Here is a 23132-nt window from a genome sequence, read left to right on the forward strand (position 1 = left end):
CCCCCCCCCCCCCCCCCCCCCCCCCCCCCCCCCCCCCCTCCCCCCCCCCCCCCCTTCCCCCCCCCCCCCCCCCCCCCCCCCCCCCCACGACTCGAGCCAGACCATGGTGGCGATCCAGATCGCCGCCGCCGTGGTCATCATCGTGGCCGGCGGCGGCCTGCTGCTGCTGCTCGACCGCCTGGTCAGCCGCCCGGTGGTGGAGCTCGCCGAGCAGGTGCGCGCGGTCGCGGACGGCGACTACGACAAGCACATCGAGAGCGGCGGCTCGCCCGAGCTGGCCGGTCTCGCCGCGGACGTGGACGGCATGCGCCGCAAGATCGCCTCCGAGCTGGCCGAGGTACGTGAGGCGCGCAGCCAGATCGAGTGGGTGAACGACCAGCTCAAGGCCCAGGCCGAGGAGCTGACCCGGTCCAATCGCGACCTCGAGCAGTTCGCGTACGTCGCCTCGCACGACCTCCAGGAGCCGCTGCGCAAGGTGGCCAGCTTCTGCCAGCTGCTCCAGCGGCGGTACTCGGGACAGCTCGACGAGCGCGCCGACCAGTACATCGCGTTCGCCGTCGACGGCGCCCAGCGCATGCAGCGACTGATCAACGACCTGCTGGCGTTCTCCCGGATCGGCCGGATCACGGCCGGCTTCACTGATGTCGACCTCGACCGGGTGCTCACCGAGGTCAGCTCCCAGCTCGAGGCCCGGGCCGGCGAGGATGCCGAGATCAGCTGGGCCGATCTGCCCACCGTGGAGGGTGAGGAGCCGCTGCTCACCACCCTGTTCGTCAACCTGATCGGCAACTCGCTGAAGTTCCGCCGGCCGGACGCGCCGCCACGGATCCGGATCGCCGCCCACCGCGACGGCGACGAGTGGGTCGTCAACGTGCGCGACAACGGCATCGGCATCGAGGCCGAGTTCGCCGACAAGGTCTTCGTCATCTTCCAGCGGCTGCACGCCCGGGATGCGTACGAGGGCACCGGGATCGGCCTGGCGATCGTCAAGAAGATCGTCGAATATCATGGCGGTCGGATCTGGCTCGACCTCGACGTCGAGGACGGCACTTCGATCAACTTCACCCTTCCGGTGTTGCCGGGGGCTTCCGAGTCCGCGCCTTCATCTTCGCTCGAAGAGAAGTCCGCGTCTCCGCCGCCGCCCTCGCCCGAAGAGAAGCAGGAGGTCTCCGCATGACGAGTCCCATGCGTGCCGACGGCACGCCGATCGAGGTGCTGCTGGTCGAGGACGACCCCGGCGACGTCCTGATGACCCAGGAGGCGTTCGAGGAGCACAAGGTCCGCAACCGGCTGTCGGTCGTCTCCGACGGCGCCGAGGCGCTGGCCTACCTGCGGCGCGAGGGCGAGTACGCGGACGCCGTCCGTCCCGACCTGATCCTGCTCGACCTCAACCTGCCCCGCCGGGACGGCCGCGAGGTGCTCGAGGAGATCAAGAAGGACGAGCAACTGGGCCGCATCCCGGTCGTCGTGCTGACCACCTCCGCCGCCGACGAGGACATCCTGCGCAGCTACCAGTTGCACGCGAACGCGTACGTCACCAAGCCCGTCGACTTCGAGCGGTTCATCGCGGTGATCCGCCAGATCGACGAGTTCTTCGTCAGCGTCGTGAAGCTGCCGCCGCGTGCTTGATCAGGTCGCCGATCTCATCCGGGAGGTCGCGGCGACCATTGTGCTGCCGCGCTTCCGTCACCTCGCCGCGACCGACGTGCACCAGAAGTCGCCCGGCGACCTGGTCACCATCGCCGATCAGGAGTCGGAGCGGGCGCTGACCAGCGGACTGCTGGCGCTGCTGCCGGGCTCGACCGTGGTCGGCGAGGAGGCCGTCGCCGCCGATCCGCGGGTGCTTGCGCGGGTCGGTGACCCCGGGGCGGTGTGGATCGTCGACCCGGTCGACGGCACCAACAACTTCGCCGCCGGCAAGACGCCGTTCGCCGTGATGGTGGCGCTGGTCCGGGACGGCGAGCTCTCCGCGTCCTGGATCCTCGACGTGCCCGGCGATCACCTCACGGTGGCCGAGCTGGGATCGGGCACCTACCGCGACGGCGTACGCGTGAAGACCCGCACCGACGACCCCGGAGCCTCGGCACTTCGCGGCGTGGTCGCCCGGCACTACCTGCCCCCGCACTTGCGCGAGGTCGCGAACGCCAACGCGCCGAAGCTGGGCGACGTCACCAACGGCCACCACTGCGCCGGCTACGAGTACCCGGCGGTGGCCACCGACGAGCAGCAGTTCGCGATGTTCTGGCGCATCCTGCCCTGGGACCACGCGCCCGGCGCCCTGATCATCCGCGAGGCGGGCGGCACGGTCCTGCACCTGGACGGCACGCCCTACCACCCCACGGACAGCGAACGCGGCATGCTCGTGGCCCCCAACGACGACGTGTGGCACACGGTCCGCGACACCCTGTTCCCCGACCCGTCGATCCTCTAGCCGTCGTGCCGGCCCATCACCCCCTGCTTCTGCCATCCGTCATCTAGGAGCGCGCGCGTGTCGACGTACCTCCAGGAGATTTTCGGTCTCGCCGGGCGCACGGCGGTCGTGACCGGCGGCAGTTCCGGCATCGGCCGCGCGATGGCGATCGCCCTCGGCCGCGCGGGCGCCCGCATCCTGCTGGTGTCGCGCCGGCCGGAGCCGATGGCCGAGGTGGTCGCCGAGCTGGCCGGCTTCGGGGCGCAGGGCCACGCGATCTCCGCCGACCTCGCCGACCGCGGTGCCGTCGCGGCGGTCATCGACAAGATCCTCGGCACGTACGGCGACCCGGACATCCTGGTCAACTCGGCCGGCGTGAACCGTCGTCCGCCCCTCGACACGCTCACCGAGGACGACTGGGACGTGACGCTCGCCGCGAACCTGACCGCGCCGTTCCTGCTCGGCCAGGCCTTCGGGCCGCGGATGGCCGCACGCGGCTGGGGCCGGATCATCAACGTGGCCTCGCAACAGGCATTTCGCGCGTACGGGAACAGCGGCGCCTACGGTGCGTCGAAGGCCGGCCTGGTCGGGCTCACCCGGTCGCAGGCCGAGGCGTGGTCGCGGAACGGCGTCTGCTGCAACGCGATCGCGCCCGGGGTCGTGCACACCCCGCTCACCGAGGCCGTCTTCGCGGACGAGTCAAAGGTCGCCGGGCACGCGGCGCGCGCGATGATCGGCAGAAATGGCGTACCGGAAGATTTCGGCGCTTGTGCGATCTTCCTGGCGAGCGACGCTGCCGTCGCCGTGACCGGCCAAACACTCTTCGTCGACGGCGGTTACTCGGCCACTTGAACGATCTGCCGCTCATTTGCGTAGCACGGTAAAGTCTCCCCGCTGACTCTTGGGAGGTATCCGTGGCGGCGGTTTCCCTGCGGCGACTCAGCGCCTTTTTCGCGCTGCTCGTCGCCGCCTCCGTGCTCTGGGTGGGCGGGCCATCGCCGGCCCTGGCCGACCCCGACGAGGGCGGTTCCAAGACGCTGCGCGACGCGCTCGAGTCGGCGGCCAAGGGCCAGGCCGACGCGATCCAGAAGCTCAACTCGTCGAAGAAGCGGCAGGTCCAGCTGCAGGCCACGGTCAAGAACGCGACCGCCTCGGCCAAGACGCTCGAGTCGCAGGTCGGCGCGATCGCCAACCGCTCGTACCGGCTCGGCCGCACCAGCACGATGTCCCTGCTGCTCAACTCGACGTCGCCCGACACGTTTCTCCAGCGCATCCAGCAGATCGACATGCTCGGCCAGATCGACGGCCAGGTGCTCCAGCAGTACAACGACGACGTCGCCAAGGCCAAGGCCGCCAAGGCCGCGCTCGACCGGGAGATCGTCGAGCAGCAGAAGCAGGTCACGGCGCTCACCAAGAAGAAGAAGGAAGCGGAGCTCGCCCTCGGCAGCGTCGGCGGCGGTGGCGCGGCCGGCGGCTTCATCAACGCGAACTCACCGCTGGCCAAGCCGGCGCCACGCAACTCGGACGGGTCCTGGCCCAAGGAGTCGTGCACGGTCGACGACCCGACCACGAGCGGCTGCATCACTCCCCGCCTGCTGAACGCCTATCAACAGGCTCGGGCGAACGGCTTCACCCACTACACGTCGTGCTGGTCGCAGCGGTCCTCCGGAGAGCATCCGAAGGGGCGGGCCTGCGACTTCTCGGCCAACAAGTCCGGGTTCCAGAACGTCGCGGCGTCCGGCGCCGACAAGACCTACGGAAGCAACCTCGCGGCCTTCTTCGTGAAGAACGCGGATAGGCTCGGCGTCATGTACGTGATCTGGTATCGCCAAATCTGGATGCCCGGCACCGGCTGGAAGGCGTACAGCGCGACCGGCGGCCCGTCCGAGGTGCACACCAACCACGTCCATCTGTCGATTCTGTGACCCCTCGCGCGTTGCCGTCCGGCCTCGCGACGGCGCTGGTCTTCTGTTCGAGCGGCGCCGTCCTGGTCCTGGAGATCGTCGCGCTGCGCCTGGTCGGGCCCTACGTCGGCGTGACCCTGCAAGTGAGCAGCTCGGTCATCGGGGTCTCGCTGGCCGCGATCGCCTACGGCGCCTGGCTCGGCGGCCGCCTCGCCGACAAGTTCGACCCGCGCGTGCTGCTGGCGCCGGCCCTGCTGCTCGGCGCGATCGGCACCGCCGTGACCCTGCCACTGGTCCGCTACGGCGGTTCGCTCCTGCGCGGCGGGGCCGCTCCCGCTGTGCTCCTGCTCGCCGCGCTGGCCGTCTTCCTGCCCGCGTTCGTGCTCTCCACGATCACCCCGATGGTGGTGAAGCTCCAGCTCAGTGACCTGGGCCGGACCGGCTCGGTGGTCGGGCGGCTGTCCAGCATCGGCACGCTCGGCGCGATCACCGCGACGCTCGCCACTGGGTTCGTCTTCGTGGCGGCCATGCCGACCAGCTGGATCGTGCTCACGCTGGCGGCTCTGCTGGCCCTCGGCGGCATGGCGCTGCACTACTGGCTGCGGCGGCAGGAGTTGCCCGGAAACCCGCGAACCAGGGCGACCCTGGCGGCGATCGGCCTGGTCGGGGCCGGCCTGGGCGCGGTCGGGCCGAACCCGTGCGACGTCGAGACCGCCTACCACTGCGCCCGGGTACAGGCCGATCCGGCGGTGCCGAGCGGTCGAACGCTGATCCTGAACACGGCCCGCCACTCATACGTCGACCTCCAGGACCCCCGGCACCTCGAGTTCGAGTACATCCAGTGGATCGCCGCCGTGGCCGACTCGATGCCGCCCGGCGCGCTCGACGCCCTGCACCTGGGCGGCGGCGGCTTCACCATGCCCGAATATCTGCGATCGACGCGCCCCGGCAGCCGCCAGCAGGTGCTCGAGCTCGACGGCGCGCTGGTCGCGCTCGACCGGGAGAAGCTAGGCCTGGTCACCGGCCCCGACCTGCGGGTGCGAGTGGGCGACGCGCGGGTCGGGCTCGCCGCCCAGCCGTCCGCGGCCTACGACTTCGCGGTCGGCGACGCCTTCGGCTACCTGGTCGTCCCGTGGCACCTGGCCACCAAGGAGATGGCCGCGGACATCGCGCGCGTCCTCCGCCCCGACGGCATCTACGTGCAGAACGTGATCGACTACCCGCCCGACCGATTCATCAAGGCCGAGCTGGCCACGGTCGCGGCCGTCTTCCCGTACGTCGCCCTGATCGCCCCGCCCGCCGCCCTGGCTCACGAGGTCGGCTCCAACTTCGTGATCGTCGCCTCGCACCGCCCGCTGCCGCTCGCCGCGATCCGGCCGCGGCTGGCCGCCCGTCCCGAGCCGGCGGTGCTGCAGGACGGCGCCGGCTTCGCCGGCCACTCGAGGATCCTGACCGACGACTACGCCCCGGTGGACCAGCTCCTGGCCCGCTGAGCCCGCTGAGCCCGCGTCGGTTCGAGCAGTGGAACGAGCCGGACCTGTCCGTGTTTTCCGGGGAAACGGGACGAGCGCGCCGATACCTTCCTGTGGGTTTTCCCGTGCGGCGCCGTGCGGCCCGCCCCTCGGGTCACAATCGGCACATGGGGCGGACGGAGCAAAACGGTCAGGATGCTTCGCTTCGCATAGCCGGCCGCTATCGACTCGTCGAGAAGCTGGGAACCGGCGGCATGTCCGTGGTCTGGCGCGGCTACGACGAGACCCTGGGCCGCTTGGTCGCGGTGAAGGTGCTCTCCCCGCGCCTGGCCGACGACCAGATCTTCCGCGACCGGCTGCGCCAGGAGGCCCTGGCCGCGGCCCGCCTCTGCCACCCGCACATCACCGGCATCTTCGACTTCGGCGAGTCCCCGCTGACCGAGCGCCTGACCGTCCCGTACGTGGTGATGGAACTCAACGACGGCGAATCCGTCGCGGCCCGCGTCACCCGCCAGGGCCCGTTACCGTGGCGCGAGGCCGTGACGATGGCCGCCGAGGTGGCATCGGCCCTGGCCACCGCTCACGCCCGAGGCGTGGTCCACCGAGACGTCACGCCCGCCAACGTCATGCTCACCCCCGCCGGCGCCAAGGTGGTCGACTTCGGCATCTCGGCCATCGTCGGCGAGCGCGACGCCGCCCCCGACGGCAGCCTCCTGGGCACCCCCGCCTACCTGGCCCCCGAACGCCTCGGCGGCGCCCAGGTCTCGGCCGCCACCGACGTATACGCCCTGGGCCTGCTGCTCTACCGCTCCCTGACCGGCCGCCTGCCGTGGCCGGCCGAGACAACCGCCGAGGCGCTCCGCGCCCACCTCTACGCCGACCCCGCCCCGCTCCCTCCCCAGCCCGGCCTGCCTCCCGAGATAGGCGCCCTGTGCCTGTCCTGCCTCGCCAAGAACCCCGTGGACCGCCCCGCCGTAGCCACCGCCGCCCGTTCCCTGGCCGCGGCCGTCGGTCTCCAGCTGTTGCTGCCCCCACCCCGCGCCCGCCCCGACGACGCGCCCCCGCCGTTCCGAGCCGCCGTCCCTGCACCCCTGGCCCAGCGCCGTCCTCACCCTTCGTCCGTCCTCACCTACCTGGGCTTCGCCCCTACGCGCCGTTCCCGCCTGTCCACCGTGCGCGGCCTGCGCACGTGGTCCGCCATGCCGGCCTTGTTCGGCCGTCGCCGTGGCACCCGTCCCGCCGTCGGCACCAACACCACGGCCCTGTCGGGCGAGGCCCGAGCCGACGCCCTCTTCGGTGACGCCGACGCCCCCACCTCCGGCCTCGACCGCCCCTCGGCGTCGTCCCCCGTCACTTCGCCGTTCCCATCGCCGTCCCCAGCCGCCGCATCCTCTTCGACCGCGCCTTCTCCAGCAGCCACCGCGTCCTCTTCGGCCGCCCTTTCGTCCTCGGCCGGCCCTTCCTCTTCGGCCGGCCCTTCCGCTTCGGCCGGTCCTTCCTCCGCGTCGGCAGCTGCCGCCCTCGCCGCCCGGCCGACACCCAAAGCGCTGGCCGGACTTCGATTGCGAGCCGGCCTGAAGGTCGGCGGCTGGCTACGGCTGGGCGGAGCCCGGCCCCTCGGTGGCGGCGTCTTCGCGGGCGGCGGCCTGGCCCGCGTTCTCGGCCCGGCCCGCCGCGCCGCGGGCGTCGGCCTGGCCGGGCTGAGTGGCCGCCACCGCCTCCAAGCCGCCCTGCTCACGGCCGGCTTGCTGGCAACGGCCGGAGTCGGCTGGGCCGCGACGCGCGAGTCGCCCGACGTCGAGCAGGCCCAGGCCGCCGGTGCGGGCCCCGCGGCCGCCGGCCCCGCGGGCACGCCCTGCGCGGTCCGCTACCAGCTCAAGACCGACTCGGGCCGCGAATACGAGGCGTTGCTGACCGTCACCACCACCGATGAGGTCGGCCGTTCCCCGTGGCGAGTCGTCTTCGCCTACCCGGGCTCCCAGCGCCTGACCGGCGCCCCGAAAGCGGTCACCCAGAGCGGCCGCAAGGTGACGGTCAAGGGTCACGGCGCCCTGAAGACATTTGCCCTGCGGGGCGCCTACCGTGGCTACAACCCGCTGCCCCTGGCCTTCACCCTCGACGGCCGCCGGTGCCGGGCCGAGGTCCTGGCCAGCGCCGCCGCCCGCACCGAGAGCGAACCGATCAGCGAGGCCGCCGGCGCCGAGAAGGCCCACAACGTCGGCGGCGGCGAACCCAACCGAACCCGCCCACCCCGCAAGAGCGGCTCCCCGCGCAAGCGGAGCCACCAACCCAAGCAGGCCACCCCGCCGCCGGCCGCGCCATCCCTGCCCCCGCCCACGGCTCGTAAGGGCAACGGCCTCTCCCTGGCCTGGTAACCCGCCGGGTTTTGGGCTGCGGCCGCCCGAGGTCGTCGATATGGTCGGGTCATGTCGAGGCTTGCGGTAGTGACAGGGGGCGGAACCGGCATCGGCCGGTCCACGGCCGGCATGCTGGCGGGGGAGGGTTACGACGTCATCATCGTCGGCCGCCGCCCGGACGTGCTGGACGAAGCGTTGAAGTGGATCGGCCCGCAGGCCACCGCCGTCACCGCCGATGCCTCCGACCCGGCGCAGATCCCCGCGGTGGTCGAGGCCGTGGGCGACCGGCCGCTGGACGTCCTGGTCAACAACGCCGGCGCCTTCGTCGCGGGGGCGGACTCCACACTCGACGAGGTGGCCCAGCACTGGCGCGCCAACCTCGACTCCAACGTGCTCACCGCCGTACTCATGACGACGGCCCTGCTTCCTTCTCTGCGACGCCCCGGTGGCCGGATCATCCTGACCAGCTCGATCGCGGCTCAGCGGGGTGGTGGCGGCCCCTATTCAGCGGCCAAGGCGGCCCTGCACGGCTACGCGCTCGACCTGGCCGTGCAGTGGGGCGAGGAGGGCATCACGGCCAACGTCATCTCGCCCGGCTACATCGTCGACAGCGAGTTCTTCGCCGGCCGGATGACTCCCGCGGGCCACGAGAAGCGCGTCGACGCGACCCTGGTCAAGCACCCCGGCGAACCGCAGGACATCGCCGAGGCGGTGCGCTGGCTGACCGGTCCGGGCGGCGGTTACGTGACCGGTCAGATCATCAATGTGAACGGCGGCTCCGTCCTCGGCCGCTGAGCTGTCGGGCTCTATTTGGAGGCGCCGCCGGTGAAACGGCCCTCGCCCTCGCGGTTGGCGCGGAACCGCAGGCCCGACCACCGGTCGTCGATCGCGACCTGACCGCACGGGCGCATGTCGAAGTCGGCGACGATCGGCCACAGGGTGTCGCGGTTGATGTCGGCCTTGTTGCCCTTCGGGTAGGCCACCCAGAACACCCCGGGCTTCGCCAGGTCGGCGCTGTGCTCCTCCAGCATCTTGCGCGCGCTCGCCGCGTCGTCGACGAACACCACCGCGGTGCTGGCCGTGGCGAGGGTCTCGACCTCGCGCACCCCCTCCGGCATCGGCGTGAGCAGGGGCAGCCGGGCCGGGTCGGAGAGCCACACCGTCGTGTTGGGCTTGATCAGGAGCTTCTCGGCAATCGTCTTGGACATATCCCGAGCCTGTCACCGACAAATAAAGTTGTCAAGGAACTTCGGAAACACCGCTGGAGGGGATCGGTGCTTCTCGAGGGCCCGATTCTGTACCCGCCCGACGTGGCCCCGGGCAACTTTTTTCTGACCTGTGGACAGCGGGAGGCCCTGTGGATAACCGCGGGTTTTGTCGGTGCGGCCTGATAGGAATGCCGGGTGACCGAGACGACGCGGATCAAAGCCAACGAGGCCGAGCGGGCCGCCGTGCGCGAGCGGGCCGAGGAGGTGCTGCGCCGGCTCGCCGGTGAGCATGCTGTCCTCCGTGAGGACCAGTGGCGTGCGATCGAGGCGCTCACCGTCGACCGGCGGCGGGTGCTCTGCGTGCAACGTACCGGGTGGGGCAAGTCGGCCGTCTACTTCGTGGCGACCGCGCTGCTGCGCGACGGCGTCACCGCGGGGCCGGGTGATCCGCCGGCCGGGCCGACCGTCATCGTGTCGCCGCTGCTCGCGCTCATGCGCAACCAGGTCGAGGCCGCCGCGCGGGCCGGCATCACCGCGCGCACGATCAATTCGGCCAACCTCGACGAGTGGACCGAGATCGAGTCCGAGATCCGGGGCGGCACGGTCGACGTCCTGCTGATCAGTCCCGAGCGGCTCAACAACCCCGACTTCCGGGAAAACGTGCTGCCCGGGCTGGCCGCGAGCACCGGCCTGCTCGTGGTCGACGAGGCGCATTGTGTCTCCGACTGGGGTCACGACTTCCGGCCCGACTATCGGCGCCTTCGCACATTCCTGGCCGGGCTTCCCACGCGTACGCCCGTGCTTGCCACCACCGCGACCGCCAACGCGAGGGTGACCGCCGACGTCGCCGATCAGCTCGGAGATGCGCTGGTCCTGCGTGGGCCGCTCGACCGTGACTCGCTCCGCCTGGCCGTGCTCGACCTGCCCGACCCGGCGCATCGGCTGGCCTGGCTCGCCGACCACCTCGAGCGCCTGCCCGGCTCCGGCATCGTCTACACACTGACCGTCGCCGGTGCCACCGAGACGGCCGAGTTCCTGCGGTCACGCGGGTTCAGCGTGGCGTCCTACACCGGCCAGGTCGAGGACGCCGATCGTCGCGCCGCCGAGCAGGCCCTGCTCGACAACAAGATCAAGGCGCTGGTGGCGACCTCGGCGCTCGGGATGGGCTTCGACAAACCTGATCTCGGGTTCGTCGTCCATCTGGGCGCGCCGCCGTCGCCGATCGCCTATTACCAGCAGGTCGGCCGGGCGGGTCGCGCCGTCGAGCACGCCGAAGTGGTGCTGCTGCCGGGCCGGGAAGACGCGGCGATCTGGCGATATTTCGCGTCGCTGGCCTTCCCGCCCGAGGAGCAGGTGCGATCGGTGCTGGCCAACCTGTGGACCGACCGTCCGATGTCGACCCAGGCCCTCGAGCCGCTGGTCGACCTGCGCCGCACCCGGCTCGAGCTGATGCTCAAGGTGCTCGACGTCGACGGCGCGGTCCGGCGATCGCGCGGCGGCTGGCTGGCCACCGGCGAGGAGTGGACCTACGACACCGCACGGTTGCGCCGCGTCGCCGAGGCGCGGTCGACAGAGCAAAAGACCATGATTGAGTACGCGGAAACCAGCTCCTGCCGCATGGAGTTCCTCCGTGGTTGCCTCGACGATCCCGAGGCGTCGCCCTGTGGTCGCTGCGACAACTGTGCGGAGCCGCTGTTCGACGACGAAGTGTCGCCGGCGTCGCTGGCCGCGGCGGCCGCGTTCCTGGGGCGGCCCGGCGTGGAGATCGCACCCAAGAAGATGTGGCCCACGGGCATGGCCGCGGTCGGCGTCCCGCTCAAGGGCAAGATCGGCCCCGCCGAGCAGATCAACCCGGGCCGCGTGGTCGGCCGCCTCTCCGACCTCGGGTGGGGTGGGCGGCTGCGCGCCGTGGTCGGGCCGGATTCGCCGGATGGCCCGATCACCGAGGAGTTGGCGGCGGCGGTCGTCGAGATTCTCAAGGCCTGGGCGCACGGCGACGATGCCTGGCCGCAACGTCCGGCCGCGGTCGTCGAGGTCGGCTCCCACCGGCATCCGGAGCTCATCCACTCGCTCGCCGAGCACATCGCCCGGGTCGGCCGCCTTCCGCTGCTCGGGGCGGTCGCCTCGGCGAGACCCACGGCGATGGAGAACCGCGGCAACAGCGCGCAGCGGGTTCGGGCGCTGTATGACGCGTTCACGGTGGAGGCGGCGGTGAGCGACGCGCTGGCGGGCCTCGCCGGGCCGGTCCTGCTGGTCGATGACTTGGTCGACTCCGGCTGGACGATGGCGATGGCCGGGCGGGCCCTGCGTCAGGCGGGCGCGGAGGGGGTGTTGCCGCTGGCGTTGGCGGTCTCGGCCTGACAGGGGCCGATCGGTGGACGGGTCCCGCGTGAGGGTGCCCGCTCGTGACAAAAGGTGCATTTTGCGGACAGGATGAACGGGAAGCGGGGTGGGGCGAAGGCAGGCACATACGGGAGGGGGGTATGCTGAGGGCATGTCCGAAGAGTCGACTCAGCAGCAGCACGGTCCGCACGGTTACTCCGGTGACAAGGCTGCCCTGCTCGGGCGCCTGCGGCGGATCGAGGGGCAGATCCGCGGGTTGCAGCGGATGGTCGACGAGGACACCTACTGCATTGATGTTCTGACGCAGATCTCGGCGGCCAAGAGCGCGCTTCAGGCGGTTGCCGTGGGGCTTCTCGAGGACCACCTGGCTCACTGCGTTGTCGATGCGGCCCGCGCGGGAGACCCGACCGCCAAGGTCAAAGAGGCCTCCGACGCGATCGCCCGGCTCGTCAAGTCCTGACGACTGCTTTCGAAAGGCAAACTCCATGGCTGTGACCAGCACCTACACCGTTACCGGCATGACCTGCTCGCACTGCGTTCAGGCCGTCACCGGCGAGCTCTCCGGCCTGCCGGGCGTGGCGGACGTGCGGGTCGACCTCGCCTCCGGCGCGGTCACGGTGACCAGCGCGACGCCACTCGCCGACGACGACGTGCGCGCGGCGGTCGATGAGGCCGGCTACGAGCTCGCGCATGCCTGACGGCCCGGCGCCGGCGGCGGCGGGTTCGCGCGGGACTGACGATGCGGTGTGGTCGGCGGCGGGTTCGCGCGGGAACGACGGCTCGCTGAGGCTCGACCTAGCCGGAGCTGAAGTCGATGGCGGTGCTGGCGGCGATGGCGGTGCTGGCGGCGATGGCGGTGCTGGCGGCGATGGCGGTGCTGGCGGCGATGGCGGTGCTGGCGGCGATGGCGGCGAGCCGATCGCTAGGCGGGCAGAGACTGCGACTCCGGGGGAACGGGCCGGGTTTCGGCTTGCTGCGTTTGGGGCGTTGCTTGTCGTGGTGCTGTTTGCGGGCTATGGGCTTGGGCGGCTCAACAACGGCGTGACCTCGGCTGGAGCCCCGGCGAACATCTCTGCCGCGAATGGTGGCGGCGAGATGGGCAACGGCGGCGCTAATGGGAACGGCGGCGCCAACGGGAACGGGAACGGCGGCGGGAACGGGAACGGCGGCGCGAACGGGAACGGCACGGGCGGCGTGAACACCATGCCGGGCATGGTTATGGATGAGAGCCAACCTCACTCTCACGGTGGGGCGGCTACTCAACCTGGGACCAACGCGGCGGGAGCCGCTCTGGGTGGGCTGTCGCTCAGCGAGAGCGGGCTCACGCTCGAGCCGGTCACGACCACGTTTGCGGCGGGGCGGAAGCAGCGGCTGGCGTTTCGGATTGCGGGGCCCGGTGGGGCGGCCGTCACCACGTACCAGGTTGTGCACGACAAGCTGCTGCATCTGATTGTGGTGCGGCGGGATTTGAGCGGGTTCCAGCATCTGCATCCCTCGATGACGGCCGACGGCACGTGGGGGATCGACCTCACGCTGGGGCGGCCGGGGATCTATCGGATGGTGGCCGACTTCACGGCGCTGGTTGGTGGGCAACCGGTTTCGGTCACGCTCGGTAGCGACCTCACCGTGGCGGGCGACTACGCGCCGCTGGCTCTGCCCTCGCCGGTTCGGGCGGTGGCCACCGATGGGTTTGCGGTGGGGTACGAAGGGGCGCCCAGCACGCGGTCCACGCAGCCGATCCTGGTCAGCGTGGCGGGGCCGGATCGTCAGCGGGCCGTTCTCGAGCCGTATCTCGGCGCGTACGGGCATCTGGTTGTGCTTCGCGAGGGTGACCTCGCGTACGTGCATGTTCATCCGGAGGCCGACCTGGTCGACGGGAAGGTCAAGTTCTGGCTGGCCGTGCCGAGCGCGGGGCGCTATCGGATGTTCTTCGACTTCCAGGTGGCGGGGACGGTCCACACGGCGGCGTGGACCGTGACCGTCGACTAGAGGGGCTAGAGGCTAGAGAGGCTAGAGGAGCTTCTCCAGGGCCGGCGTCACCGACCACTGGGCGGTCAGCGACTCGTACTCGGCGCGCTGGTCGGCGGTTGGTGGGGCGTCGGTGCGCCGGGCCCGGAGCAGCAGGTTGCGCGGGGTGTGTGCGGAGTCGATGAACTCGACTACCTCGACCTTGTAGCCGTTCAGCCGCAGCAGCGACGCCCGCAGCGAGTCGGTCAGCACGTCGGCGAAGCGCTCCCGCATGATCGCGTGGCGGGTGAGCTCGGTGAACGGCGCGGGGGCCGAGGTGCCCTTGAGCTGGGCGGCGATGTCGTGGTGGCAGCAGGGCGCGGCGAGCACCCAGCGCGCCGACCAGTGCACGGCTCGGGCCAGCGCCTCGTCGGTCGCCGTGTCGCAGGCGTGCAGCGCGAGCACCAGGTCGGGCGTGAACGGCAACTCGGCCGCCGAGATCGTGCCGGCCACGAAGCTGACGTCGTCGGAACAACCAAGATCAACGGCAACGGCGGTGTTTCGTACGCGTTGATCTTCGCGAACGTCCACGCCGACCACCTCGACCTTGGCGCCGCGGGCGGTCAGGTAGCGATAGGCGGCGAACGTCAGGTACGCATTTCCGCAGCCCAGGTCGACCACCCGGAGCGGCGACGGCAACGTGGACGGCAGCGTCGCGGCCAGCGCCCGCAGGAACGCGTCGACCTGCCGCCGCTTGGCCGCCGTGCCGCCGACCACCCGGAACAGCGGGTCGCCGGGATCGAGCAGCCACTGCTTCTCCCGGTCGTGGGCGGCCGGAGCGGCCGCCGTCTCGGTCGCGGCGGACCGGTGCACCTGGGCGTCACCCTTCTTGGTGATCCGCACCTGGACCGTCGCCGTCGCCGTCTCCACGTGCCAGTTGCCGAACGGCTCGGCCAGCAGCGCGTCGACGGCGGCCTCGGCCTCGGCGCCGGGAGCGACGTTCCGGGTGAACGGCCGGGCGCCGTCGTCGGTCACGATCTGTAGGTGGGGGCCGGCCTTGAGCGCCACCGGTCGTAGCTCCGCCCTGGTCACCGACGGTGTCTGGCCCCGGCGGCGGCCGGCGGCGACGGCCCGGGTCAGCCCGGGATCGAGCAGGAGCGTGCGGACCTCGTCGAGCACGTCCGCGAGTGGTTGTGGCATGTCATCCATTGTGCCGGGCCCGGACGGCGAGCCGCCCGGCACTGCGAGCCCGGACACACGCCGAAGAAGTGCTGTCCCGAGAAGTGGATCTATAGCTACGCTGTTCGCGCGAGAAGCGAGGTGCGCCGCCGATGTCCTTGATGGCCGACCCACCGGGGGCCGACCGGCTCTCCGCCCGTTTGCGCCGGGACACCCGCGCCTCGCATGACGCCGCGCAGAACAGCCGCTTTCTCGACGCGTTGGTGGCCGGACGCCTCTCCTGGGTCGCGTACGCCGATCTGGCCGCGCAGCACTGGTTCCTGTACGAGGCGCTCGAGCTCGCCACCCGCACGATGTCGGACGACCCGATCGCCCGCGCCTTCGTCTTCCCGGAGCTGGTCCGGCTGCCGGCGATCGAGGCCGACCTGCGGTTTCTGCACGGACCGCGGTGGCAGCAGCGGATCGCCGCGCTACCTGCGACGACGACCTACTGCACGCGGCTGCGCTACGCCGCGAACTCGCACCCGGTCGGCTTCATCGCGCACCATTACACGCGCTATCTGGGCGACCTCTCCGGCGGCCAGTACCTGGGCCAGGCAGTTGGCCGCGTCTATGGCCTGAAGGGCGACGGAAATCGCTTCTTCGTCTTTGACGGTATCGACCCCGAGGCGTTCAAAATCTACTATCGGCGCCTGCTCGACGCGCTTCCCTGGAGTCGCGAGGAACAGGACGAATTCGTGGCCGAGGTGGTCGAGGCCTATCGGCTCAACATCGCGGTGCTCGACGAGCTCCGGCATCGCTGGACGTGAGGCATTCATGACCGATCCGTTCCCGCCCGAGGTGGTGGCGCAGATAGCGCGCCACATGAATGACGACCACGCCGACGACAATGTGCTGATCGTGCGCGGGCTGGGCGGCATGCCGTCCGCGACCGCGGCGCGGATGTCCGGCATGGATCATGACGCGATGGAGTTCGCGGCCGTCGTCGACGGCATCGAGGTGCCGGTTCGCATCCCGTTCGCGGAGCGCCTCACCGAGCGTGGTCAGGTGCGATCCGAAGCGGTGCGTATGTATCGCGAGGCGTGCACGGCACTCGGCGTGACGCCGAGTCACTAACTCTGCGTCGACCGAGCGCAACGGAAACGGCCCGGCCATAGGGCCGGGCCGTGCGGTGGAACGACGATCAGGCGGTGGTGCCGACGCCGGCCTCGGAGCCGCCGGACATCTCCGGCGCCGATGCCGAGGAGCCGTCGGAAGCATCCGGGGTGGACTCCGACGAGCTGCCGGAACCCCGGCTGCCCCGAGCGCCGCGACGACGCCGGCGCTTCGGGCGATCGCCGTCACCCTCGCCGTCGTCGGAAGCGTCATCCGAAAGGCCGCTCGACTCGGCGGAAGCCGGAGCCGCGACGGCGGTGGGAGCCGCGACGGCGGTGGGAGCCGCGACGGCGGAAGAAGCTGCACCGGCGGTGGGAGCCGCGACGGCGGAAGAAGCTGCACCGGCGGTGGGAGCCGCGACGGCGGAATCCGCGCCCTCGAGGGACGGGCCCGACCCATCGCTGCCGTCCGAGAACGCTAGTGACGTGGCGGGCGCCCGGCGACGGGTGCGAGCGCGCTTGGGCGCGGCCTCGGCCGGGGCGTCATCGGAGGCGGGGGCGGAGGCGATCGGCGAGGCGACGGCCGAAATCGGGGCCGCCGTCTCGTCCACGGCGCTGCTTTCCGGCGTACCGGAAATGTCGGCGTCATCGACCCGGCGCCGACGACGCTGGCGCTTGGGACGCTCGGCCTCCTCGTCCGCCGAAGGCGACGGCGAAGAGGGCGCCTCGTCGGGCGCGGAAGAACCGGCACGAGGACGGCGACCGCGTCCGCGAGTGCCACTCGGCTCGCGACGACGACGGCCGCCACCACCCAGGTCCTCCTCGACCTCGGCGGCGAGACCCGCACGGTTGCGCTCGGCCGTCGGCAGCGTGCCGGACACGTCCGACGGGATGTCGAGATCGGAGTAGAGCGCCTGGCTCGTGTGGTACGTCTCCGGCGGCTGCGGCATGCTCAGGCCCATCGACTTGTCGATCAGCACCCAGCGCGGCATGTCTTCCCAGTCCACGAACGTCACCGCGACACCGGTGGCGCCCGCCCGGCCGGTGCGGCCGATGCGGTGCGTGTACGTGTCGGGGTCCTCGGGACAGTCGTAGTTGATCACGTGGGTGACGCCGGAGACGTCGAGGCCGCGAGCCGCGACGTCGGTGGCCACCAGCACGTCGATCTTGCCGGTGCGGAATGCCCGCAACGCCCGCTCGCGCGCGCCCTGGCCGAGGTCACCGTGGACGGCCGCGACCGCGAAGCCGCGGAAGTCGAGATCTTCGGCGACCCGGTCGGCGGCCCGCTTGGTGCGGCAGAAGATCATCGTGAGGCCGCGCCCGCGCGCCTGGAGGATGCGGGCCACCATCTCCAGCTTGTTCAGCGGGTGAGTGCGGTAGACGACCTGCTTGGTCAGCGGCGACGGGCCGCTCTCGGTGGTGTGACCGGCGTGGATGGTGACCGGGTGGCTCAGGAACCGCCGGGAGAGGGCCACGATCGGGTCGGGCATGGTGGCCGAGAACAGCATGGTCTGCCGCTGCTCGGGCAGCATCGCCAGGATCTTCTCGACGTCGTCGAGGAAGCCCAGGTCGAGCATGCGGTCGGCCTCGTCGAGCACGAGCGCCTTGATCGAGTTGAGCTTGAGCTGCTTCTGCTTGGCCAGGTCGAGCAGCCGGCCGGGGGTGCCGACCAGGATCTCGATGCCCTTCTTGAGGGCGTCGACCTGGGGCTCGTACGCGACGCCACCGTAGATCGGGAGGACCCGGACACCCCGGGTGCTGCCCGCCGCGGCCAGGTCGCGGGCCACCTGAAGGCCCAGCTCACGGGTGGGGACGACGACCAGGGCCTGCGGCTTGCCGTCGGCGCCCTCGGACGGGGCGGTGACGCGCTCGAGCAGGGGCAGGCCGAAGCCGAGGGTCTTGCCGGTGCCGGTCGGCGCCTGGCCGATCAGGTCGGTGCCACGCAGCGCGATCGGCAGCGCGTACTCCTGGATCGCGAAGGCCCGGGTGATGCCGGCCTTCGCCAGCGCCTCGACGGTCTCGGCACGGACACCCAGCTCGGCAAAGGTGGGGCTGTCCGGACGGACGGGAGCGCGGTTGACAACTGGTACCAGAGCAGGTTCGGAGTTTTCGATGTCTGTCATGAAGTTTTACGGGTGCCTCTCGTGGTGCGCCCGTCGGAGTGCTGGGGCGCGCTGTGGGTAGGGCGCGGGCCACACGCTCGAAAGCGGGCCGCACGCGCGCGGGTCGCCCGCGGCGAAACGGACTCGCGGGGTGAAAACGCGAATAACCGGATCGACGTCGACGGGCGACAACTCCCAGTCTACCCGACCGAGAGATCGTGCACCTCAGAGCAGAGTTGCGCGAGGGCACCCCTGGTGTCAGGGGTGCCCCGCAGACCTCAACGAGTGGTGAAGCCGAACGGTCGGTTGGTCGACTCGGCGATCTCCACGTAGGCCACCTTGGCGATCGGGATGATCACCTTGCGGCCCTTCTCGTCCGTGAGCGACAGCACGCTGTCCTTGGCCATCGCCTCGGCCACGGCCTGCTCGACCTCCGCCGGGGTCTGAGCGCTCTCGAGCACCAGCTCGCGCGGCGTGTGCTGCACGCCGATCTTGACCTCCACGGGGCCCTCCCTCTGTGCGGGTGTTACCGCTCGAAAGGTTATCCGATTTCGGTCGTTGAACCGCTGGTTGCGCCGTCCTGGAGGGGGAAGCTGGCGATCCCGCGCCAGATCAGCGCAGCTACGAGCGTTTCGGCTTCAGCTTTAGGCGTACGCCGCCCGTTCGCCAGCCAGAACTGCGCCGACTGTCCGGCCGCCCCGACCAGGCCCGAGGCGAGCAACTCGGCCGCCTCTCCGGCGAGTGCCGTGTCCGAGATGATCGTGTCGGTGACCGCCGCGATGCAGCCCTGCTCGACCCGCTCCACGCGCTGGCGCACCTGGGGGTCGTTGCGGAGGTCGGACTCGAAGACGAGACGGAAGGCCTCGCTCTCGTGGTCGACGAAGTCGAAGTACGCCTGGACGGCGCCCTTGACCCGCTCCTTGTTGTCGTGGGTGGCGAGCATCGCGTCGCGAACCTTGGCGATTATCGCGTCGCAGTGCGTGTCCAGCAGCGCGAGGTAGAGCTCGAGCTTGCCCGGGAAGTGCTGATAGAGCACGGGCTTCGAGACGCCGGCTCGCTCGGCGATGTCGTCCATCGCGGCGGCGTGGTAGCCGTGCGCCACGAAGACCTGCTGTGCGGCCGCCAATAACTGCTTACGGCGCGCGGAGCGGGGCAGGCGGGTGGGCCGGGTGGTCTGGGCCCCGCCGGACGCAGCGGTCATCTCTCTCTACCCTCCAGGGGGTCGGTCCCCGCGCTTTCGCAGCCGCTCAGTCAATTGTCGCGACGCTGCAACTTATCGCCACTGCACCCACACGGTAGCCTCAGCACGGGCGAGCGAGGAGCACGCGGTGGATGAATCAGGGCATTCCGGAGACACTGGGGCCGCAGAGGGCGGCAACAGTGCCGATTCGCGTGAGCGCTCTCGAGTGAACGGCTGGGTGACACAAGATAGTCCCTGGTCGAGCCCCGGCGCTTCGTACGACACGGAAAACGACGTCCCGGCGTGGCGTCGACCGACCCCGTTTCCGCGTAATCAGGCATTTCCCCCGGTTGAGCGGCCGTATGGCCAGGTCCAGCCCACTCCCATCCCCGCCCAGCCCGCCTCGGGTGTGCCCGTCCCGGTCCCGGCTCCGGCCCCGCCCGGGTTCGTGGACGCCAACCAGGCCGGCTTCGGAAACGCCAGCCAGACCGGCTTCGGAAACGCCAACCAGGCCGGCGTTGGAAACGCCGGCCAAACCGGCGTCGGAGCAGCTCAGCAGGGGGGTTCTCAGCAGCCCGGCTCGGTCGGCGCGGCCCCGTCCGGCATTCCTCAGGCCGGCTCCGGCGGCGCCCAGCAGCCCGGCGGCGGTGGAGCCCAGCAGACCGGCTTCGGTGGCGCCCAGACCGGCTCCGGCGGCGCCCAGGCCGGCTTCGGCGGCGCCCAGACCGGCGAAATTCCCTCTTCCGTGGAGGGGCAGGCGGCCGATCGCTGGGCCGACACCCGCCCCCGATACTCCGACCTGCTCGCCCATCTGACGCCGCCCGGCGCCGAGCAGGCCCGCCCGCCCGCACCCCGCCTCGAGCCGCCGCAGCAGCGCGACCCCGCCCGCGACCTGGGGGAGACGACCGGTTCCATCGCGCACGAGGCCGGCATGACCTCCCGCGAGGGGCGGCCCACCAGCCTGCGCTCGATCCAGCCGGTCAGCCCGGCGCTGCGTCCCTACGACATGCCCGCGCCGAACAGCGCCCCGCCGTATCCCTACGAGGGCGACATCGAGGACGCCCGGCCCGCCCCGGCGACCCAGCAGCGGGCCGCCGTCCCGCTGGTGCGCCCGGCGGCCCCGGTCGCGCGTCGTCCCGACTGGAGCCCCGAGCCCGAGAGCCCGCCGAAGCCTCCGGTCGAGCCCGCCCGGCACGGCCTGGCCGGCAATCCACAGGCGGCGTCCGTCGACGAGCGGAGCCAGGGTCGTCCGACGTACGATCCGTCCAGCTTCCCGCGCCGGATCTCCTACGACCCCGCACCGGCCGCCGAGCCCGCCGGGTACACCCCACCCGGGGCATACGCGGCCTTCGGCAACCGGCCACCGGCCGACGGCGGGACGAGCGGCCCGGCCGACCCCGGGCCGGGTGAACTGCCGCAGCGCGTTCCGGCCCAGCCGGACGTGCCGAGAGTTCCGGAGCCTCCGTTGACGGAGCCCACGGCCGAGACACCGGCGCTGGCCCGGATCGCGACGCACCTGCGTCGCGGTGACGTGCAGCCGCGCGAGCGGCAGGAGGGCTTCGACGTGCAGGCGATCCTGGCGGCGGTCCGCGGTGTGGACGGCGTGCGGGACGCGTCGCTGCGCTCGACCCCGACCGGCGCCCACAGCCTGCGGCTCGATCTGGCCGAGGGGGCCGACCCGGCCGAGGTGAGCCGCCGCGTCGCCCGCCTGCTCCAGGACCGCATGGGCCTCGACGCCGCGATGAAGGGGGAGGCCCCGCTGGCCCCCGCCCCGGTCTCGCCGCCGGGCCGCCCGCACAGCGCGCCGCCCGCTTCCGCGTCGCACGCGGCACCGGCATCGACATCGGCACCAGCGCCTGCGCCTCGCGCGGTCTCCGGCCCGCCGGCGACACATGCGGCCGCGGGCTCCGGCCTGCCGGCGGCGCATGCGGCTGCGGGCTCTAGCCTGCCGGCGGCGCGTGGGGCTGCGGTCTCCGGCCCGCCGGCGACATATGGGTCGTCCTCGCCCAGCGCGGTCTCCGGCCCGCCGGCGACGTATGGGTCGTCTTCGCCGGGCGCTAGCTCTGGGCCGCCGGCGACGTCGCCGGGTGCGGTCTCCGGCCCGCCGGCGACGTATGGGTCGTCTTCGCCGGGTGCGGTCTCCGGCCCGCCGGCGCCCTACTCGCCGTCTCAGCCCCGCGCGGTTTCCAGCCCCCCGGCGACGTATTCGGCGCCTCAACCCGACCCGCCGGCGGCCTACGAGGCCTCCAAGTCCCCGGGCGTGCCGTCGCCCGCAACGGCGACGCCCCCGGCAGCGTCCGCGGCGCCGACGACGTATGGGACACCCGCGTCCCAGGCGGTCCCGTCACCCGCGGCGGCCATCACCCCGGCCGCGCCGCCGGCGACGCCCGCGGCCCGAGCGGTATCGGCCCCACCGGCGCAGCCCGCGACCCCGCCGAAAGCGGACCCCCCGCGACCCGCGGCGGTGGCCGCGCCCGCCCCACCGACCACGGCCGACGTAGTCCCCGTCGACCAGCCCGGCCCGCCCCGCCCGCTCTACCCCGGCGCCACCCCCGGTCCCCGCATCGTCATCGAGAACGTGCACGTCAACACGTTCGGCACCGACGCCACGGTCGAGGTCCGGCTCGGCATGGGCGGGCGGTCCACCTCGGGCACGGCCAGCGGGCCGGCCGTCGACGGCTACCTGCTTCGGCTCTGCGCGACGGCCACGGCCGGCGCGGTCGACGAGCTGCTCGCCACCTCCGAGCACCCGGACGGGCCGGCCCGCTGCTTCGTCGAGCACGCCGCCGCGGTGCCCTTCGGCAACTCGCAGGTCGCCGTCGTCGTGCTGTTGTTGTCGTGCAACGGCTGGGTCGAGCAGCTGGCCGGATCGGCCGTGGTGACCGGCGATGACCGGCATGCCATGGTCCGTGCCACTTTGGCGGCGGTCAACCGAAGACTTGAGGCACTCTTGTCTCGATGAGAGGCGCCCAACTGGCCGACGACGGCGTTCTGCTGCCGGACGGCGACGCACCACCCCCGTGGCCCGCACGCCGGGTCGAGATCGGCGGGGCGATGCTCCACGTCCGCGACACCCCGGGCACGACGCCCCATGCCGAGCCGGCCGTCTACGTGCACGGCCTCGGCGGCTCCTCGCAGAACTTCACCGACGTCGCCGGCCTGCTCGCCGACCGCTTCGACGGGCAGGCGGTCGACCTGCCCGGCTTCGGCTACAGCGACCCGAGCCCGCGCTACTCGATCCCCTCCTTCGCGGCGACCCTGATCGGCTACCTCGAGCACGCCGACCGCGGACCGGTCCATCTGGTCGGCAACTCACTCGGGGGCTCCATCGCCGTACGCGTGGCCGCTCTTCGCCCCGACCTGGTCCGCACCCTCACGCTGATCTCCCCGGCCATGCCCTTCCTCGATCCTCGCCGCACCGAGCACGGGCCCTATCTGCCGGTGCTCGCGCTTCCGCGGGCCGACCGGATCTTCGCGTGGGGCATGGCCCGGTTGACCGTCGAGGAGATGGCCGACCAGGTGCTGGCGGCCTGCTTCGGCGACACCCGCAAGGCCACCCCGCAGCGCCGGGCCGAGGCGCTCGAGGAGATCCGGCTGCGCTACACGGTCGACCACTATCCGGACGCCTACCTGCGCACGCTGCGCGGCCTGGTCGCCAACTTCCTGCGCGCCTACCTGCCCGGGCGCAACTCGCAATGGCGGCTGGCCACCGAGATCACCGCCCCGACCCTGGTCATCGGCGGCCTGAACGACCGGCTGGTCGACCCGCGGGTGCCCGCCCAGGTGGCCCGCGCGATCCCGGACAGCCGCCTGCTGATCCTGCCCGGCGTGGGTCACGTGGCGCAGATGGAGGTGCCGCGGCTGGTGGCCCGGGCCATCGTCGGGATGCTCAGCGAGGCGCCGACGAGGATCACCGGGCAGCGACGCCGCTAACAC

19 protein-coding genes and 2 pseudogenes are annotated in these 23132 nt (G+C 71.8%); 16 read left to right on the forward strand and 5 right to left on the reverse strand.

Features of this window, described 5'->3' with window-relative positions; genetic code table 11:
* Positions 1–88: 88 nt before the first annotated feature.
* From ACZ6TB_RS45695 to ACZ6TB_RS45730, 8 genes and pseudogenes are all read left to right on the forward strand, one after another.
* Positions 89–1177 (forward strand): annotated as a pseudogene (locus ACZ6TB_RS45695) (sensor histidine kinase); the annotation flags it as partial.
* Complete coding sequence (locus tag ACZ6TB_RS45700) at positions 1174–1629, forward strand: response regulator (RefSeq protein WP_465567148.1); 456 nt, start codon at positions 1174–1176, stop codon at positions 1627–1629. The pseudogene ACZ6TB_RS45695 and the gene ACZ6TB_RS45700, both read left to right, overlap by 4 nt.
* The gene (locus ACZ6TB_RS45705) at positions 1622–2431 is read left to right on the forward strand and encodes an inositol monophosphatase family protein (protein WP_465567151.1); all 810 of its coding nucleotides are present in this window, start codon (positions 1622–1624) and stop codon (positions 2429–2431) included. Before ACZ6TB_RS45700 ends, ACZ6TB_RS45705 begins: the two co-directional genes overlap by 8 nt.
* Positions 2432–2488: 57 nt before the next feature.
* On the forward strand, positions 2489–3262 hold the full coding sequence (locus ACZ6TB_RS45710) for an SDR family NAD(P)-dependent oxidoreductase (RefSeq protein WP_465567153.1): 774 nt from the start codon (positions 2489–2491) through the stop codon (positions 3260–3262).
* A 62-nt stretch (positions 3263–3324) separates the two neighbouring features.
* On the forward strand, positions 3325–4335 hold the full coding sequence (locus ACZ6TB_RS45715; protein WP_465567155.1) for a coiled-coil domain-containing protein: 1011 nt from the start codon (positions 3325–3327) through the stop codon (positions 4333–4335).
* The gene (locus ACZ6TB_RS45720; RefSeq protein ID WP_465567158.1) at positions 4332–5807 is read left to right on the forward strand and encodes a fused MFS/spermidine synthase; all 1476 of its coding nucleotides are present in this window, start codon (positions 4332–4334) and stop codon (positions 5805–5807) included. The genes ACZ6TB_RS45715 and ACZ6TB_RS45720 overlap by 4 nt, the downstream gene beginning before the upstream one ends.
* A gap of 146 nt (positions 5808–5953) precedes the next feature.
* Positions 5954–8161, forward strand: coding sequence for a protein kinase domain-containing protein (locus tag ACZ6TB_RS45725; protein ID WP_465567160.1), 2208 nt, complete (start codon positions 5954–5956; stop codon positions 8159–8161).
* 51 nt (positions 8162–8212) lie between these two features.
* A complete protein-coding gene (locus ACZ6TB_RS45730) occupies positions 8213–8938 on the forward strand; it encodes an SDR family NAD(P)-dependent oxidoreductase (RefSeq protein ID WP_465567163.1) in 726 nt (241 codons plus the stop codon).
* An 11-nt stretch (positions 8939–8949) separates the two neighbouring features.
* Here ACZ6TB_RS45730 and ACZ6TB_RS45735 read toward each other — a convergent pair whose 3' ends face one another.
* Positions 8950–9351, reverse strand: a complete 402-nt coding sequence (locus ACZ6TB_RS45735; protein WP_465567166.1) for a hypothetical protein — start codon at positions 9349–9351, stop codon at positions 8950–8952.
* 213 nt (positions 9352–9564) lie between these two features.
* On the opposite strand from ACZ6TB_RS45735, the gene ACZ6TB_RS45740 reads away from it, so the two are divergent.
* The 4 genes from ACZ6TB_RS45740 to ACZ6TB_RS45755 all read left to right on the forward strand — a co-directional run bounded on the left by ACZ6TB_RS45740 (position 9565) and on the right by ACZ6TB_RS45755 (position 13683).
* On the forward strand, positions 9565–11712 hold the full coding sequence (locus tag ACZ6TB_RS45740; protein WP_465567329.1) for a DEAD/DEAH box helicase: 2148 nt from the start codon (positions 9565–9567) through the stop codon (positions 11710–11712).
* A 133-nt stretch (positions 11713–11845) separates the two neighbouring features.
* Positions 11846–12154 carry a metal-sensitive transcriptional regulator gene (locus ACZ6TB_RS45745; protein WP_465567169.1) on the forward strand — a complete coding sequence of 103 codons (309 nt, stop codon included), beginning with the start codon at positions 11846–11848 and terminating at the stop codon, positions 12152–12154.
* A 25-nt stretch (positions 12155–12179) separates the two neighbouring features.
* A complete protein-coding gene (locus tag ACZ6TB_RS45750) occupies positions 12180–12392 on the forward strand; it encodes a heavy-metal-associated domain-containing protein (RefSeq protein WP_465567172.1) in 213 nt (70 codons plus the stop codon).
* Positions 12385–13683 carry a hypothetical protein gene (locus ACZ6TB_RS45755; RefSeq protein WP_465567175.1) on the forward strand — a complete coding sequence of 433 codons (1299 nt, stop codon included), beginning with the start codon at positions 12385–12387 and terminating at the stop codon, positions 13681–13683. The genes ACZ6TB_RS45750 and ACZ6TB_RS45755 overlap by 8 nt, the downstream gene beginning before the upstream one ends.
* Before the next feature lie 21 nt (positions 13684–13704).
* Here the strand turns inward: ACZ6TB_RS45755 and ACZ6TB_RS45760 are convergent, their stop codons facing one another.
* Positions 13705–14841, reverse strand: coding sequence for a class I SAM-dependent methyltransferase (locus tag ACZ6TB_RS45760; RefSeq protein ID WP_465567177.1), 1137 nt, complete (start codon positions 14839–14841; stop codon positions 13705–13707).
* A gap of 140 nt (positions 14842–14981) precedes the next feature.
* On the opposite strand from ACZ6TB_RS45760, the gene ACZ6TB_RS45765 reads away from it, so the two are divergent.
* Complete coding sequence (locus tag ACZ6TB_RS45765; RefSeq protein WP_465567180.1) at positions 14982–15629, forward strand: biliverdin-producing heme oxygenase; 648 nt, start codon at positions 14982–14984, stop codon at positions 15627–15629.
* A gap of 7 nt (positions 15630–15636) precedes the next feature.
* On the forward strand, positions 15637–15936 hold the full coding sequence (locus ACZ6TB_RS45770) for a DUF2470 domain-containing protein (protein WP_465567183.1): 300 nt from the start codon (positions 15637–15639) through the stop codon (positions 15934–15936).
* Positions 15937–16318: 382 nt separating this feature from the next.
* On the opposite strand, the pseudogene ACZ6TB_RS45775 reads toward ACZ6TB_RS45770, so the two are convergent.
* From ACZ6TB_RS45775 to ACZ6TB_RS45785, 3 genes and pseudogenes are all read right to left on the reverse strand, one after another.
* Positions 16319–18037, reverse strand: a pseudogene (locus ACZ6TB_RS45775) (DEAD/DEAH box helicase); the annotation flags it as partial.
* Between the two features lie 257 nt (positions 18038–18294).
* On the reverse strand, positions 18295–18519 hold the full coding sequence (locus ACZ6TB_RS45780) for a DUF3107 domain-containing protein (protein ID WP_465567186.1): 225 nt from the start codon (positions 18517–18519) through the stop codon (positions 18295–18297).
* Positions 18520–18557: 38 nt separating this feature from the next.
* Positions 18558–19217 carry a TetR/AcrR family transcriptional regulator gene (locus ACZ6TB_RS45785; protein WP_465567188.1) on the reverse strand — a complete coding sequence of 220 codons (660 nt, stop codon included), beginning with the start codon at positions 19215–19217 and terminating at the stop codon, positions 18558–18560.
* Between the two features lie 427 nt (positions 19218–19644).
* Between ACZ6TB_RS45785 and ACZ6TB_RS45790 the strand changes: the two genes are divergently transcribed.
* Both ACZ6TB_RS45790 and ACZ6TB_RS45795 read left to right on the forward strand, forming a co-directional pair.
* Entirely contained in the window at positions 19645–22158 is a 2514-nt protein-coding gene (locus tag ACZ6TB_RS45790; protein ID WP_465567191.1) for a DNA polymerase III subunit gamma/tau domain-containing protein, read from the forward strand.
* On the forward strand, positions 22155–23129 hold the full coding sequence (locus ACZ6TB_RS45795; RefSeq protein WP_465567194.1) for an alpha/beta fold hydrolase: 975 nt from the start codon (positions 22155–22157) through the stop codon (positions 23127–23129). Before ACZ6TB_RS45790 ends, ACZ6TB_RS45795 begins: the two co-directional genes overlap by 4 nt.
* Positions 23130–23132: the final 3 nt, after the last annotated feature.

The sequence above is a fragment of the Actinoplanes sp. NPDC051537 genome (assembly GCF_055586105.1).

Bases quoted from the DNA above. Each gene is read 5' to 3' on its own strand.
- ACZ6TB_RS45795 (WP_465567194.1), top strand. From the start codon at position 22,155: ATGAGAGGCGCCCAACTGGCCGACGACGGCGTTCTGCTGCCGGACGGC.
- ACZ6TB_RS45785 (WP_465567188.1), bottom strand. From the start codon at position 19,217: ATGACCGCTGCGTCCGGCGGGGCCCAGACCACCCGGCCCACCCGCCTG.
- ACZ6TB_RS45760 (WP_465567177.1), bottom strand. From the start codon at position 14,841: ATGCCACAACCACTCGCGGACGTGCTCGACGAGGTCCGCACGCTCCTG.
- ACZ6TB_RS45725 (WP_465567160.1), top strand. From the start codon at position 5,954: ATGGGGCGGACGGAGCAAAACGGTCAGGATGCTTCGCTTCGCATAGCC.
- ACZ6TB_RS45700 (WP_465567148.1), top strand. From the start codon at position 1,174: ATGACGAGTCCCATGCGTGCCGACGGCACGCCGATCGAGGTGCTGCTG.
- ACZ6TB_RS45765 (WP_465567180.1), top strand. From the start codon at position 14,982: ATGGCCGACCCACCGGGGGCCGACCGGCTCTCCGCCCGTTTGCGCCGG.
- ACZ6TB_RS45755 (WP_465567175.1), top strand. From the start codon at position 12,385: ATGCCTGACGGCCCGGCGCCGGCGGCGGCGGGTTCGCGCGGGACTGAC.
- ACZ6TB_RS45750 (WP_465567172.1), top strand. From the start codon at position 12,180: ATGGCTGTGACCAGCACCTACACCGTTACCGGCATGACCTGCTCGCAC.
- ACZ6TB_RS45735 (WP_465567166.1), bottom strand. From the start codon at position 9,351: ATGTCCAAGACGATTGCCGAGAAGCTCCTGATCAAGCCCAACACGACG.
- ACZ6TB_RS45770 (WP_465567183.1), top strand. From the start codon at position 15,637: ATGACCGATCCGTTCCCGCCCGAGGTGGTGGCGCAGATAGCGCGCCAC.
- ACZ6TB_RS45745 (WP_465567169.1), top strand. From the start codon at position 11,846: ATGTCCGAAGAGTCGACTCAGCAGCAGCACGGTCCGCACGGTTACTCC.
- ACZ6TB_RS45730 (WP_465567163.1), top strand. From the start codon at position 8,213: ATGTCGAGGCTTGCGGTAGTGACAGGGGGCGGAACCGGCATCGGCCGG.